We start from the raw sequence: 14,330 nt of genomic DNA, 5'->3' as shown, positions 1-14,330 counted from the left end.
CATGGCAGGCGGAGAGGGACATCGCGCAATGGAGCAGCTGGCTGACATCACGGATATCGTCACGCTTTCGGACGTGACTCTGCGTCCCAATTCCGGGCGCACGATCATCCGGCCTTTCGTGCCCCAGGACCCGCGCGAATATGCCGATCCCGCGCGTCCCCGTCCCCAGCGGATCGTCGATCGCGTGCTCGCGCTTTCGGATGGAGGCATGCGCCGCATTCTCGAGCCGCTGCTGGAAACGATGCGCGGCCGGGTCCAGCAGCCCGAGCGCTATCTGCTTCGCCGGTTCGACGAAGTGAACGGGACGGCCTTCGCGCCGTGCGTCGTCAGTGATGAACGCAGGCAGCTGATCGCCGCCTATTTCTGCGGCGAATATTCGTTCGAGGCGGCGGCGCTGTTCAATCCCAGCATGATCCCAAAGCTGGAAAACCCGCTCCTGCCCGACGGCAGGGTGCAGTTCGTGCTCGGTCTGCGCGCGGTTGGCGAGGGGCACGTTTCGTCGGTCACCTTCCGCACCGGGCGCTGGAGCGCGGCCACCGGCTTCGAGATCGATCCCGCCGGCAACGAGGGCACGCTGCTGCGCGAGGCTTCCACCGAGGGCGACGGCGACGAAACGATAACCCATCTCGTGGCGGCGGAGGACCGGCCGCTTTCGGAAATGGTGATCTTCCCCATCACGCCTAGCCAGAGCCAGGGCATCGAGGACATGCGGCTGGTCGTCTTCGCGGACGATGATGGGACCAGGCAGATCTATGGCACCTATACGGCTTACGACGGCCGGGAAGCCCGGCCGGAAATGCTGCACCGGGCGCGGGGCAAGGAGGTTCAGTTCCGCCGGCTCAAGGGGCGGCTCGCCACCGGCAAGGGCATGGCGCTGTTCCCGCGCAAGGTCGACGGCCAGTATCTGATGCTGAGCCGCCAGGACCAGGAGAATGTCTGGCTGCTCCGGTCCGACGACCCCTATCGCTGGGACGAAGGCGCCAAGCTGCTCGAACCCGCCGAGCCGTGGGAATTCGTGCAACTCGGCAATTGCGGCTCGCCGATCGAAATCGACGAAGGCTGGCTCGTGCTGACCCACGCCGTCGGGCCTGTCCGCAGCTATGCGATGGGGGCCTGCCTGCTCGACAGGCGCGATCCCTTCAGAGTGATTGCCCGCTTGCGATCGCCGCTGCTGCGGCCGACGCCGGTTGGCGGGCGCGACGGCTATGTTCCCAACGTCGTCTACAGCTGCGGCGGGATGGTGCACGACCGCACACTGCTGCTCCCCTTCGCGGTGGCCGACAGCATCACCCGCTTTGCCAGCATTCCGGTCGATGGGCTGCTGGGCGCGATGAGCCGCTCTTACTAGCCGGGTGGATTGTTCCAGACGCGGATCGCCGGTTCGCCGCGATAGTCGCCAAACACGCTGAGCGTGCCCGTGTCGAGGAGGAAGCGTGCGCCCGCCCTGGGCGACAAACCTATCCAGCGCGCGGCCATGACGCGCAGAACGTGCCCATGGGCGAACAGGGCGACGTCACCCCGCGCGTCGCGGACACTGGCGATGACGCGATCGACCCGCTCGGCGACGTCCGACGGGCTTTCGCCGCCCGGGCAGCCGTCGCGAAAGATCAGCCAGCCGGGCGCGGTCTCATTGATCTGGACGGTCGTAAGGCCCTCGTAATCGCCATAGTCCCATTCGCCGAGATCGGGTTCGATCTGGCAGGAATGGCTGAGCCCGGCGAGGGCACAGGTCTCGCGCGCGCGCGAAAGCGGGCTCGACAGGACCAGCGCGAAATCATGCCCCATCAGCAGCGGGCGCAGTTCCGCGGCAAGCCGGCGGCCATTCTCGGTCAGCGGGATATCGGTGCGTCCGGTATGCTGGCCGCTCAGGCTCCATTCGGTTTCGCCGTGGCGGATGCAGTAGACGTCCATGCCCGGCCTCACTCGTTGTCGCCGCCGGTTGCATTCGCGGCTCCGTCGCTGGCCTGGCGCCCCCAGGCCCAGTTGCTGATCTCCGGCATGTCCTCGCCATAGCGGCAGATATATTCGCGGTGCTCGATCAGCTTGTCGCGGATCGCCTGCTTGGCATAGGCCGCCCGCGACTGGAGCCCGGGAATCCGTTCGATGACGTCGGACACCAGGCTGAACCGGTCCATCTGGTTCATCACGCACATGTCGAACGGCGTGCTCGTGCTCCCTTCCTCCTTGTAGCCGCGGACATGCAGGTTGCCGTGGCCGCGGCGCCGATAGGTCAGGCGGTGGATCAGCCAGGGATAGCCGTGGAAGGCGAAGATGATCGGCTTGTCGGTGGTGAACAGCGCGTCGAAATCGGCATCGGGCAAGCCGTGCGGATGTTCGCCCGACGGCTGGAGCGTCATCAGGTCGACGACGTTGACGACGCGGATTTTGAGCTCGGGCATGTGCTCGCGGAGGATCTCCACCGCGGCGAGCGTTTCCAGCGTCGGGACGTCGCCGCAGCAGGCCATGACCACGTCGGGCTCGCTGCCGCGATCGTTGCTGGCGAACTCCCATATGCCGAGCCCGGCCTCGCAGTGCCGGATCGCCTGGTCCATCGTCAGCCATTGCGGCGCCATCTGCTTGCCGGCAACGACGACGTTCACGTAGTTGCGGCTGCGCAGGCAATGGTCGGTCACCGACAGCAGGCAATTGGCGTCGGGCGGCAGATAGACCCGCACCACTTCGGCCTTCTTGTTGACGACGTGGTCGATGAAGCCCGGGTCCTGGTGGCTGAGACCGTTGTGGTCCTGCCGCCAGACGTGGCTCGACAGCAGATAGTTGAGCGAGGCGACGGGCCGCCGCCAGGGGATGTGATTGCTCACCTTCAGCCACTTGGCGTGCTGGTTGAACATCGAATCGACGATGTGAATGAAGGCTTCGTAGCACGAGAAGAAACCGTGCCGCCCGGTCAGGAGATAGCCCTCGAGCCAGCCCTGACACTGGTGTTCGCTGAGCATCTCCATCACCCGCCCGTCGGGCGCGAGATGATCGTCCCAGGGAAAGGTCTCGGCTTCCCAGGCGCGGTTGGTGACATCGAGAACGTCCTGCCACCGGTTCGAATTGTTCTCGTCGGGGCTGAACAAGCGGAAGTTCCGCGCATCCATGTTCAGTTTCATCACGTCGCGCAGGAACCGGCCCATCGCCCGGGTGGATTCCGCGGTTACGGCGCCCGGCGCGGTGACCTCGAGCGCGTAGTCGCGGAAGTCGGGAAGCCGGAGATCGCGCAGCAGGAGGCCGCCGTTGGCATGGGGATTGGCCGACATGCGCCGTGGGCCTTCGGGAGCCAGCGCGCGCAGTTCGGGCCGGAGCCGCCCATCCTCGTCGAACAGCTCCTGCGGACGATAGCTCTGCATCCAGTGTTCGAGGATCGGGACGTGATCGGGGTTCTCGCGCATCTCGCCCATGGGCACCTGATGCGATCGCCAATAGCCTTCGGTACGCTTGCCATCGATCTCCTTGGGGCAGGTCCAGCCCTTCGGAGAGCGCAGGACGATCATCGGCCAGCGCGGCCGCTCGCGCACGCCGCTGCGGGCCTCGGCCTTGATCCGCGCGATCTCGACGAAGACCTTGTCGAGTGTCTCGGCCATCAGTTCGTGCATCGCCGCGGGATCGCTGCCTTCGACGAAATAGGGCCTATAGCCGTAGCCGAGGAACAGGTGTTCCAGTTCGTCGTGGCTGATCCGCGCGAGCACCGTCGGATTGGCGATCTTGTAGCCGTTGAGGTGCAGGATCGGCAGGACCACGCCGTCGGTGGCCGGATTGAGGAACTTGTTCGAATGCCAGCTCGTTGCCAGCGGGCCGGTCTCGGCCTCGCCGTCCCCGACGACGCAGGCGACCACCAGGTCCGGATTGTCGAAGGCCGCACCGAACGCATGCGACAGCGCATAACCGAGTTCGCCGCCTTCGTGGATCGAGCCCGGCGTCTCGGGTGCGACGTGGCTGGGAAGGAGAACTGCTTGAACAGCTTCTTCATGCCTTGCTCGTCGGCCGAGATGTCGGGATAGACCTCGCTATAAGTGCCCTCGAGCCAGGCATTGGCCACCAGGCCAGGCCCACCATGTCCCGGCCCGGTGATGTAGAGCATGCTCACGTCGTCGCGCCGGATGATCCGGTTGAGATGCGCGTAGATGAAGTTCAGCCCCGGGGTCGTGCCCCAATGGCCCAGCAGCCGCGGCTTGATGTGCTCCTTGCGCAGCGGCTCCTTCAGCAGCGGATTGTCGTAGAGATAGATCTGCCCGACCGACAGGTAGTTGGCCGCCCGCCAATAGGCGTCGAGCATCGTAAGATCGCCTTGCGGGGGCGTTACCGTCGGCTGCGTTTCCGCCAGGGCGTCGGTCATCGCGTTCTCCAATTGCGGCCGGAGGCCGCCTAACGGTCGAGCAGGGCCGGCTCGGGGGCGGCTTCTTCCATTGTCGGATCGTATGCGCCGATCGCAGCGGCGGCGTTGCAGCGGGCACGGTGGATGAGCGCGCGGGCCCCATCGCCGGCTCTCTCCTGTTTCCCTGCCCAGGCCTGAAGCGCCGGATCCTGCAGCGCGCGGCCGAAGGAGAAGCTGATCGGCCAGGGCCTGATGCCGGGAAGCCGGTTGATCGCATCGAGATGCGCGGTGGCGAGGTTCGCCGACTGGCCGCCGGAGAGGAACGCGATGCCCGGCACGGCTGCGGGAACATTGTGCAGGAGGCATTGCAGCGTCGCCTTCGCGACATCTTCGACCGATGCCTGGCCGCCGCCGTCGCCACCGGGCAGGATCATGCTCGGCTTGAGCAATATTCCTTCAGGCAGAACATGCTCGGCGACGAGTGCCGTGAAGACTTCCCAGAGCATCCGGTTCGTCACGGCCTCACACTCGGCAAGGCTGTGGGCGCCGTCCATCAGGACTTCGGGCTCAACGATCGGAGCGAGGCCCTGCTCCTGCGCGAGCGCGGCATACCGTGCGAGCGCGTGGGCGTTGGCGTGCATGCAGGACCAACTGGGCAGTCTTTGCCCGTCGATACGGATGACCGCGCGCCACTTGGTGAAGCGAGCGCCGAGCGTGCGATATTCCGCGAGCCGCTCGCGCAGGCCGTCGAGGCCCTCGGTGACTGTCTCGCCGTCGCTCCCGGCAAGAGGCTTGGCCCCGAGATCGACCTTGATTCCCGGCAGCATCCCACGCTCCGCCAGCAGGTCCGCGAACGGAATATCTTGCGAAGTCGTCTGCCGGATCGTCTCGTCCTGCAGGATGACCCCGCCGATCCACTGCCCGAGACCGGGGGCCGAGAACAGCATTTCGCGATAGGCGCGGCGCGTATCGGGTGTCGAAGCGATGCCGTACTGCTCGAAGCGGCGAGTGAGCGTCCCGGGCGTTTCGTCGGCCGCGAGAACGCCCTTGCCGTCCGTGACAAGCGCCTGGGCAATCGCTGAAAGAGATTCGGGCATCGGTATGAAACTCCGAGCCCCTTCGCCAGTTCTATACCGCGGCACTCGGCCGCGGAACTTGGGAGGAATCCCGATGCCCGCCTAGGGCAAAGCAGGCTAATCTATGTCGATGGGAAAAATCGGTCTTTGTCCGCGACGACGAAGGCGCCAATAGTAACCTCATCGACATCAATCGGCAGTAGTGGGCGGCGCTGGCGATTTCCCCACCTGAATGGAGCATTTCGATGAAACGGCTTGTCGCCTTCGATCTCGACGGAACCCTGGCCGAGAGCAAGCAGCCGCTGAAAGAGGATATGGGCGAGGCTCTCGCCGATCTGCTGGATGTTGCCGACGTCGCGGTCATCTCGGGCGGTGACTGGCCGCAGTTCGACAAGCAGGTCGCCTCGAGGCTGCCGGCGCGTGCGAACCGTGCCCGGCTTTGGCTGCAGCCCACGACGGGAACCAAGCTCTACGTCAACCGCGACGGTAGCTGGACCCCGGTCTATGCCGAACTGTTCGACGACGCGCAGAAAGCGAAGATCCTCAAGGCCTTCGACGAGGCGCTGGTCGCGACCGGCTTCGTGCCCGAGCAAACCTGGGGGGAACGGATCGAGGATCGCGGCAGCCAGATCACGTTCTCGGCCCTTGGGCAGCAGGCGCCGCTTGATGCCAAGGAGCACTGGGACCCCGACTTCGCGAAGCGCCGGATCATCCAGGCGGACCTCAGGAAGCGGCTGCCCGACCTTTCGATCAACATGGGCGGGGCGACGTCGATCGACATCACGCGCCAGGGCGTCGACAAGGCCTATGGCCTGAAGAAACTGCGCGACAACAGCGGCATAGCGCTCGACGACATGATGTTCATCGGCGATGCCATTTTTCCGGGCGGCAACGACTATCCGGCCAAGGAATTGGGGCTCGACACCGTCCGCGTGCGCGACCCGCAGGAAACGCTGGCGGTGATCGCAGGGATAGTGGCCTGCCTGAAGTGATCGCCGCGGGCGCCAGACCGCTTCACTTAATTTTCGGCGCCGCGGGTTCGACGGACAAGGCCAGCATTCCGGTAACGGTCACTTCGAGCTGGTCGCCGATCTCCATGAGGGCCAGTTGCTTGGGGTCCTGAACGATCAGTTCCTTGCTTTCGAGCGCGCCCTGGAAGGTCACGACCGATGCCTGCCGGTCCACGTTGGTGATGTTGGCGATCAATATCGCATTGGCGGTCATGCTGCCGGCCGGCGGGCCGCTTGCGGCGCTTTGAGCGGAATTGGTCGACTGCCAGCCGATCGGCTGGCGTCCGCCCTTGATCACCCGGGCATGCAGGCGTTCCTCATAGTCGGCCACCACCTTGTCGCCGATCTTGATCATGTTGAGCCGCTTGATTTCCGGACGAGCGGTCATGGTGACCTCTTCGCCATCGTCCAGGCGTAGGCTGATCGAGCGCGTGGCGTAGTTGATCGCGATGACCGTCCCTTCGGCATGGGTCCTGCTTTTGTAGTGGGCTTCGCCCGGCGTGACCTGAATCGACATGTCGTCCCGCACCGTTTTCTGCGCGAGCGCCGGCTGAACGATCGCGCAGATTGCGGCTGCGATGGCGAAATGGCGCACATTCATGACGGTGGCCCTCGATAACGTCGGCGGAAGACGTGTTTCCCAGGCCGAGCCTATTGGCGCCGCGGTGCCCGCGATATCGGTGAAAACCCTGCTTGCGCCCGGGAAGAGGCCGTTTGGCGCGGCCGGAAAAGGAGGCGGCGAAATTCCGCCGCCTACTCTTTGTAGCCGGTGAAGGCGCGTCAGTGCGTCGCGAGCATGCGGCCGAAGCGAAAATCCTTGTCGAGCTGGTACTCGACGTCGATCCCGCGCTTGTGCTTGCGCGCCACCCATTCCTTGATCAGCTCGGCGCAGGTGTGGTCGAGGCAGACGATATCCTTGAAGCGGATGCGGATGTGGCGGCCTTCGGGCACCTCGTCGAGGTGCTTGGCCAGCTTGGGCAGGTTGACGAAGGTCGCCGCGCCCGAGACTTCGACTTCGGCGATGTCGCCTGCGTCGCGGTGGCCGAGGTGCAGCTTGAGGTTGCGGAAGTAGGGCGCGAGCTCGAGCAGCGAGAACGCCAGGCCGACGAGCACGCCGGTCAGCAGGTCGGTCGTTACCACCATGACGAAAGTCAGGGCCCAGACCGCGGCGGGAAGCGGACCGTACTGGTGGAACAGGTGCTTGGCGTGAGTCAGGCTGACGAGCCGCCAGCCGGTCACCACGAGCACGCCGGCCAGCGCCGCCGTCGGCATCTCGCGGAGCAGCCAGGGCAGCAGCACGATGAAGCCGAGGATCCAGACGCCGTGCAGGATCGCCGACAGCCGCGTGATCGCGCCGGCCTGGACGTTGGCCGACGAGCGCACGATCACGCCGGTCATCGGCAGGCCGCCGAAGAAACCGCAGGCCATGTTGCCCACGCCCTGCGCGACAAGTTCCTTGTTGTACTGGGTGCGCGGCCCGTCATGCATGCGATCGACTGCCGCGGCCGACAGCAGCGTTTCCGCGCTGGCGACGAAGGCGATGATCAGCGCGCTGACGATGATCTGCGTCTCGCCCAGCCGTGCCAGGTCGCCCCAGCCCGGCATGTTGAGCGCGTCGATCATCGATTCGGGGACCATGACCCGCTTGACGTCGGGACCCAGGACATAGGCCAGGACCGTCGCGACCGTTACACCGACCAACGCGCCGGGCACCAGCCGAAGCGACTTCGGCCGAAACTTCTCCCAAGCGAGAAACGACAGGACGGTCACGCCGCCCAGCGCGAAGGCGGCTTCCATCGAGCCGATGCTGCTGGGCGACAGCTCGAAGAAGGCGCCGGGGATGGCGGCCAGGTTGGCGAGGCCGCTGGGCAGCGGAGTGCGATCCAGCAGCACGTGGAGCTGGCTGAGCACGATCAGCAGGCCGATGCCCGCGAGCATGCCGTGGACGACGGCAGGCGAGATCGAGCGGAACCAGTGGCCGATGCGCAGCGCGCCGGCGACGATCTGCAATATACCCGCGAGCAGGATGATCAGGCCGAGCGCGGCGACGCCCTGTTCCTGCACGATCTCGAAGACGAGTACGGCAAGGCCCGCCGCCGGACCGCTGACCTGAAGGGGGGAACCGGCCAGCAGCCCGACGACGATACCGCCGATGATGCCGGTGATGAGACCGGCTTCGGGCGGCATCCCCGACGCGACCGCGATGCCCATGCAGAGCGGCAGTGCGACGAGGAAGACGACGAGCGAGGCGATGAAATCGCGGCCCAGGCTGGCGGGAAGCCAGCCCGGGAGCGCGGCGGGGGTTTTCTCCACGGCCGAGCTCATCGGGCGTTGGCCCAACGGAGTTGCGGCTTCGCCTCACGCGGCGCGACGGCGACGGGCAGCGGTTTGTCGCCGTCGACCACCGCGAAGGTGCCGGACTGACCGTCGAGCGCGTAGATCTCGCCGCTCTCGATCTCGAAGAACCAGCCGTGCAGCGTCAGATCGCCGCGCGCCATCGCCGCCGCCACCGAAGGATGCGTGCGCAGGTGCTGGATTTGGACGATCACGTTTTCCATCGCCAGTGCGTGGGCTTTGTCCTTGTCCTCGAGATGCGGATAGGCGGCGTTCACCGCGCATTCGGCGGCATGGGCGTGCCGCAACCAGGCCGCCACGTTGGGGACGGCGGCCAGCGATTCCGGGTTGAGGAAGGCCTTCATCGCGCCGCAGTCCGAATGGCCGCAGACGACGATGTCGCGGACCTTGAGCACGACGACGGCATATTCCACGGTCGAGGAAACGCCGCCATTCTGGGTGGCGAAGGGCGGTACGATGTTGCCGGCATTGCGGCAGACGAACAGTTCGCCCGGCCCGGCCTGGGTGATGTGTTCGGGCACCACGCGCGAATCCGCGCAGGAGATCATCAGGGCTTTCGGGCTCTGACCGTCGGAGACGAGCCGCTTGTAGAGCACGCTCTCCGGCTCGAAGATTTCGCCGCGGAAGCGGCCTGCGCGATCGAGGATATTGTCCACGTTCATCCTTTCAGGAAGATCTACGCCCTGTTGCCCGAGCTGCGGGCGGAGCAGGAGCATGATGGTCCTGAAGGATAGGGACCGCGTTTTGCTGCGGTGCCGCTGAACTATTTCAAATTGTTACGAAGGATTTTGTTGCACGAGCGGAAAGAACAGCTCGGCGGTCAGCCCGTGCGGTTGGCGATTGCGTAGACGCAGTTCGCCGCCTTCGCGCTGCATGATGTCGGTGACGATCGAGAGGCCGAGGCCCATCCCTGCGGTATTGCGCGGCCGTGCGGAATCGAGCCGGCGGAATGGTTCGACTGCAGTCGGCAGTTCCTCGGCGGGAATGCCCGGGCCGTCGTCCTCGACGATCAGGTGGATGCCCACGTCGGAGGTGCCGAGCCGGACATGGGCGCCTTCGCCATAGTTGAGCGCATTGTCGATCAGGTTGCCGAGCGCACGCTTGATCCGCAGCGAGCGGAGCCTGGCATGCAGCGAATCCGGTCCGGCATAGTCCACCGGCTGGCCGAGATCGGCGGCATCGTCGACCACGGTCATGGCCAGCGCCGCGAGATCGATCGGCCGCGGTTCCTCGTCATCGGCGACGCCGGCTAGATAGGCGAGCACGGAATCGAGCATGCGCTCCATCTCGTGAATGTCCTTGCTGATCGCGGCCTGGAGCATGTCGTCGTCGATCTGTTCCGAACGCAAGCGAAGCCGCGACAGCGGCGTGCGCAGATCGTGGCTCATCGCCGCCAGCGCGCGCGTGCGGCTGTCGATCAGGCCGGTGACGCGGAGTTGCATCGCGTTGAAGGCGCGGGCCAGGGCGCGCAGGTCGGGGGGCCGCGTTCGGTCAGCAGCACGGGCTCGCCGTGACCCGCGGCATCGGCCGCCGTGGCGAGATTGCGCAGCGGCGATCCCAGCGCCCGGATGACGAGCGCGGCGGCGAGGAACACGCCGATCAGCAGCGTGCCGATCGAGAATGCCGAGAGATAGAAGCTCTCCAGATGGCTGCGCATGTCGGTGACGAACTGGACGTGGCTACCGTCGGCCAACGCGATCGATCCGACGATCCGCTGTTCGTTGTGATCGTAGGCGAGGTGGATGTCGCGCCTGGCGAGATTGCCTTCCCAGTCGATCATGATGTCGCGCACTTCGCGCAGCGATTCCTTGCGCGAAGTCTGGTCGGCCGTCGGCACCGTGCGCCAGACGATCCGGACGTGGTCCGACGAGAGCTGGCTTTCCAGCGCGTGCCGCCGGGCCGGACTGGCGCCCGAAAGCACCTGGTCGGCGACGACGAGCTGTTCGGCGAGATTGCGCGCGCTTTCCTCGCGCGATTTCGAGGTGTCGAAATACTGGTAGAGCAGCGCGCTGCCGAGAAACTCGAGCAGGATCGCGCCGAGCAATACCAGCATGACCCGGCCGATCAGGCCGTCGGGCCAGATATGCCCCCGGGTCAAACGCGGCTCCGGATCAAATGCGTTCCACGGTCGCGGTAAACATGTAGCCGGTGCCGCGCATGGTGCGGATCAGCCCGGTGCTGTCCTCGTCCTGCGCCAGCTTGCGACGCAGCCGGCTGATGAGGACGTCGACGCTGCGGTCGGAGGCATCGCCCAGCCGCGTGCGCGACAGTTCGAGCAGCCGCTCGCGGCCGATCACGCGCTGCGAATTGTCGAGCAGGACAACCAGCAGGCCATATTCGGCGCCCGAGAGCTCGACGCGGACATCCTGCGGCGAGGTCAGTTCGTGCTTGCGGATATCGAGCGTCCAGCCGGCGAACCGCAACAGTCCGCGCGCCTCCTGCGGCTGCAGCCAGTCGGGCTGGCGGCGGCGCAGAACCGCGCGGATGCGCGCGATCAGCTCCTTGGTGCTGAACGGCTTGGGCACATAGTCGTCGGCGCCGAGTTCGAGCCCCAACACCCGGTCGGTCTCGTCGGCGCGGGCGCTCAGGATGATGATCGGAACCATGGAGTCGCGCCGGATCGCGCGGCAGATGTCGAGGCCGCTGGTGCCGGGCAACATGATGTCGAGAAGCACGAGGTCCACCGGAACGCTGTCCAGCATGCGCCAGGCCTCGGGTGCGGACTGCGCCGACAGGGTCTTGAAGCCGTTTTCCTGTAGGCGGCGGCCCAGCAGCACGCGCAGCGCAGGATCGTCCTCGACGATGAGGATCGATTGCTGAAGCGCCGGTGCGCCAGTGGTTATGTCCTGGAAGTTCATCGATTCCTTCGGCTGCGCGGCGGACCGGGTCAGCCGTCCCATCGGGCCATCATATAGGGATATCCGCCGGCACGACCACCCCGTGTCGTCACGGCCTGTTCATTGCGCCAGACAGGCGACCGACCCCGTCGGCCTAGGCCGATGAGATCGTTCGCCAAGGTGCCAAGCTCTCAGCGCGAGGCGCCGCGACCCAGCGATCCGAGGCTGGCCAGCTCGGTGTGGAGCGCATGCCTGTCGCTCTCGGCGGCACGGGCGAGCAGGGCCTGCATCTTCGCTGTATTGCCGCGGAACATCGAGACCTGGCGCGGGGTGACATGGGCGCAAAGGCCGGGCTGCAGGCCTTCGGCGACCTTGGGCTCGCCGACCACGCGGGTTAGCGCCTCGATCGGACGGCCCGAGGCGTCGAGCAGCTTGCGCTCGACCGAAACTTCGGCGGTCCAGAGGCAGGCAGCCTGGGCGCGCGGGCCGAGGCCGGACTGGCGCAGCTCGGTCTTGGTCACCGGCTCATAGCGGACCGAGAGCGTGCCGCCGTCGTGCGACAGCGAAGTCTGGTGAACGACACCTGCGGCCGCGGGAACGGCAAGGAAAGCACAGGAGGCGGCGAGCAGCGAAGCGATTTTCATGGGGAGGACTCCGGCTAGGATCGGGCAACTGGTCGTGTTGGCGATCATGTTGGACCGTGTCCGACTACCAGCCTTGCGTTGCTCGCCGCACACCGGATTGTAACAAAGAATTACAGCGGTTGGCGGCGGTGGCATGCCCGAAGCGGCCGGCAACAATTTGACACAGACTGGAAAATTTCGAGCAGCACTGCCGGGTTACATCGGGGCGTTCCGATGCACGGGTCCATGATACCGGCTTAACCCCCCGGCTGAAGAAGCGACCTGGCATCGGAGCGCAGGAGGAACGTTCTCAAAACAATGAGGGAATGTTCCATGAAGAAGTTGATTGCTGCCGCCATCCTGGCGTCCGCCTGCCCCGTGTTTGCTGGTGCCGCGCTTGCTCAGGAAGCGCCTCCGGGCGAATTCGAAATTGCCGGCAGCGCCGCCCTGCTCAGCGACTACCGCTTCCGCGGCGTGTCGCAGTCGAACAAGGCGATGGCGGTTCAGGCCGGTGTCTCCGTTACGCATGAATCGGGGCTCTATGTCGGCGCCTGGGGCTCCAATCTTGCCGGCTGGGGCACGTTCGGCGGATCCAACACGGAACTCGATCTCTACGGCGGCATCGCCAAGGAATTCGGCGGTGTGAAGGTGGACGTCGGGCTGACCTGGTACATGTATCCGGGCGGCGCGGACCTCACCGATTTCGCCGAGCCCTATGTCAAGATCAGCGGTACCGTCGGTCCGGCCAGCCTGCTGGCGGGCGTGGCCTATGCGCCCAAGCAGAAGGCGCTCGGCAACTTCTCGAACACGCCGCAAAGCCGCGGGCAGAGCGAGGACAACCTCTATCTGTGGGGCGACGCCAGCCTTGGTGTGACCGGCACACCGCTCACCTTGAAGGCCCATCTCGGCCATTCCAACGGCAACCCGGGGTTGGGGCCGAACGGCACCAGCGTCACGCCGACCGGCAAGTATTGGGACTGGTCGCTCGGTGCCGATGCTGCCGTCGGGCCGCTGACCCTGGGCGCGAGCTACATCGATACGAACATCACCGCCGCCAAGTCGGCCTATCTCCAGCCGAACTTTTCCTCGACCAAGGACGGTTCGTCGATCGCCGGCTCGACGGTGGTGTTCTCGCTGACCGCGGCGTTCTGATCCGCGACCGGGGCGCCGCGTGCGGCGCCCCGGCATTCGCTGCCAGGCGGCAATGTTTTGTTACGCGGAGGACCGTCCCGGGCAATCTCGCCGCGCTAGAACAGACACATGATCGGAAAAACGAAACTGGCCTTTCTGGCGGCACTCCTCCCGATAATCGTCGTAGTGCCGGCCCAGGCCTACGAACGGCTGCCCGCCGGCCTGGCGCAGCTTTCGCCGGCCGACTTCGCCAGCAAGGTGCGGATCGTCGACGACCCCCTCGAACCGGCGATCGTGCTCTCGACCCAGGACGGTTACACGCGCGGGCGCCCGATCAAGGGCGCCCAAGCAAACGATGTGCATCTGCGCGCGCTGGTCGACCGCGCAACGGGCCAGGTTTCGTGGCAGGTCTGGCATCAGCTCAGCTATGTGGGCCAGCAGCGGAATCTCGAATCCGTGCAGTATCTGGCGGGCGGCGCGCTCGATCAGTCGCAGGTCATGGCGGTCGAGAACTGGCTCGACCAGTGCCCGCCGACCGATGGGATCGGCAGTTGCAACCAGTTCATGAAAGTGGGCTTCGAGCTATCGGATCGCACGATCCGCGAGATCGCCGCGGCCTATCGCGCAGGTCAGCAGACGCCGTGGCGCCTGCGTTTCAAGGACAGGAACGGCCGCGACGTTACGGGCGGTCTGGCTCCAGCAGAAGCGGCCGGGCTGCTCGACGCCCTGGAGACATGGAAGCGCGCTGCAGGCTGAAAGGAGCGGCGCTCCTAGTGTGACAGGTCTTTCGGACCTTGGCGGCCGAGCGTGCGCTTGTCTTCCGTAGTTTCGTCGCCGGATCGCAGCTCGCGGCGGAGCTTTTCCGCCGCGCGCCACATGACCCCCAGCACGATCGCGCAGGCAACACCGATGCAAAGTCCGATGATGAGGTCCGTCATAGTCCCTAAATGGTGGTGACGACCGCGGATTTCCAGAGAGGGGAA

Annotated in this window: 14 protein-coding genes and 1 pseudogene; 4 read left to right on the top strand and 11 right to left on the bottom strand. The window is 65.8% G+C overall.

Features of this window, described 5'->3' with window-relative positions; genetic code table 11:
* Positions 1-28 precede the first annotated feature (28 nt).
* Positions 29-1,348 (top strand): glycoside hydrolase family 130 protein, encoded by a 1,320-nt coding sequence (locus KRR38_RS14420; RefSeq protein WP_217402582.1) that lies wholly within the window; start codon positions 29-31, stop codon positions 1,346-1,348.
* Here KRR38_RS14420 and KRR38_RS14415 read toward each other — a convergent pair.
* From KRR38_RS14415 to KRR38_RS14405, 3 genes and pseudogenes are all read right to left on the bottom strand, one after another.
* On the bottom strand, positions 1,345-1,911 hold the full coding sequence (locus KRR38_RS14415; protein ID WP_217402580.1) for a histidine phosphatase family protein: 567 nt from the start codon (positions 1,909-1,911) through the stop codon (positions 1,345-1,347). The two genes, KRR38_RS14420 and KRR38_RS14415, sit on opposite strands and share 4 nt — an antisense overlap.
* A gap of 8 nt (positions 1,912-1,919) precedes the next feature.
* Positions 1,920-4,276: pseudogene (locus KRR38_RS14410) on the bottom strand (phosphoketolase).
* An 89-nt stretch (positions 4,277-4,365) separates the two neighbouring features.
* Positions 4,366-5,412: a class I fructose-bisphosphate aldolase gene (locus KRR38_RS14405; protein WP_217402577.1), complete on the bottom strand. Its 1,047-nt coding sequence runs from the start codon at positions 5,410-5,412 to the stop codon at positions 4,366-4,368.
* Between the two features lie 224 nt (positions 5,413-5,636).
* Here KRR38_RS14405 and KRR38_RS14400 point away from each other — a divergent pair, with 224 nt between their 5' ends.
* Positions 5,637-6,383 (top strand): HAD-IIB family hydrolase, encoded by a 747-nt coding sequence (locus tag KRR38_RS14400; RefSeq protein WP_217402574.1) that lies wholly within the window; start codon positions 5,637-5,639, stop codon positions 6,381-6,383.
* 22 nt (positions 6,384-6,405) lie between these two features.
* Here the strand turns inward: KRR38_RS14400 and KRR38_RS14395 are convergent, their stop codons facing one another.
* The 7 genes from KRR38_RS14395 to KRR38_RS14365 all read right to left on the bottom strand — a co-directional run bounded on the left by KRR38_RS14395 (position 6,406) and on the right by KRR38_RS14365 (position 12,237).
* Positions 6,406-7,272, bottom strand: coding sequence for a hypothetical protein (locus KRR38_RS14395; protein WP_217402572.1), 867 nt, complete (start codon positions 7,270-7,272; stop codon positions 6,406-6,408).
* Positions 7,182-8,726, bottom strand: a complete 1,545-nt coding sequence (locus tag KRR38_RS14390; RefSeq protein ID WP_217402570.1) for a SulP family inorganic anion transporter — start codon at positions 8,724-8,726, stop codon at positions 7,182-7,184. Before KRR38_RS14390 ends, KRR38_RS14395 begins: the two co-directional genes overlap by 91 nt.
* Positions 8,723-9,412, bottom strand: coding sequence for a carbonic anhydrase (locus KRR38_RS14385; protein WP_309141192.1), 690 nt, complete (start codon positions 9,410-9,412; stop codon positions 8,723-8,725). Before KRR38_RS14385 ends, KRR38_RS14390 begins: the two co-directional genes overlap by 4 nt.
* Before the next feature lie 120 nt (positions 9,413-9,532).
* Positions 9,533-10,198: an ATP-binding protein gene (locus KRR38_RS14380; RefSeq protein WP_217402568.1), complete on the bottom strand. Its 666-nt coding sequence runs from the start codon at positions 10,196-10,198 to the stop codon at positions 9,533-9,535.
* Positions 10,174-10,854 carry a hypothetical protein gene (locus KRR38_RS14375; protein ID WP_217402566.1) on the bottom strand — a complete coding sequence of 227 codons (681 nt, stop codon included), beginning with the start codon at positions 10,852-10,854 and terminating at the stop codon, positions 10,174-10,176. The genes KRR38_RS14380 and KRR38_RS14375 overlap by 25 nt, the downstream gene beginning before the upstream one ends.
* Positions 10,855-10,867: 13 nt before the next feature.
* The gene (locus tag KRR38_RS14370; protein WP_217407279.1) at positions 10,868-11,614 is read right to left on the bottom strand and encodes a response regulator transcription factor; all 747 of its coding nucleotides are present in this window, start codon (positions 11,612-11,614) and stop codon (positions 10,868-10,870) included.
* 170 nt (positions 11,615-11,784) lie between these two features.
* On the bottom strand, positions 11,785-12,237 hold the full coding sequence (locus KRR38_RS14365; protein WP_217402563.1) for a hypothetical protein: 453 nt from the start codon (positions 12,235-12,237) through the stop codon (positions 11,785-11,787).
* 312 nt (positions 12,238-12,549) lie between these two features.
* On the opposite strand from KRR38_RS14365, the gene KRR38_RS14360 reads away from it, so the two are divergent.
* Both KRR38_RS14360 and KRR38_RS14355 read left to right on the top strand, forming a co-directional pair.
* Positions 12,550-13,368: a TorF family putative porin gene (locus KRR38_RS14360; protein ID WP_217402560.1), complete on the top strand. Its 819-nt coding sequence runs from the start codon at positions 12,550-12,552 to the stop codon at positions 13,366-13,368.
* A gap of 108 nt (positions 13,369-13,476) precedes the next feature.
* The gene (locus tag KRR38_RS14355; protein ID WP_217402559.1) at positions 13,477-14,103 is read left to right on the top strand and encodes a hypothetical protein; all 627 of its coding nucleotides are present in this window, start codon (positions 13,477-13,479) and stop codon (positions 14,101-14,103) included.
* 14 nt (positions 14,104-14,117) lie between these two features.
* Here the strand turns inward: KRR38_RS14355 and KRR38_RS14350 are convergent, their stop codons facing one another.
* On the bottom strand, positions 14,118-14,285 hold the full coding sequence (locus KRR38_RS14350; protein ID WP_217402558.1) for a hypothetical protein: 168 nt from the start codon (positions 14,283-14,285) through the stop codon (positions 14,118-14,120).
* Positions 14,286-14,330: the final 45 nt, after the last annotated feature.

Source organism: Novosphingobium sp. G106, from assembly GCF_019075875.1.
Classification (GTDB): Bacteria; Pseudomonadota; Alphaproteobacteria; order Sphingomonadales; family Sphingomonadaceae; genus Novosphingobium.
Note: the sequence above shows the minus strand (reverse complement) of the source record. Positions and strands in the feature narration are given on the sequence as shown.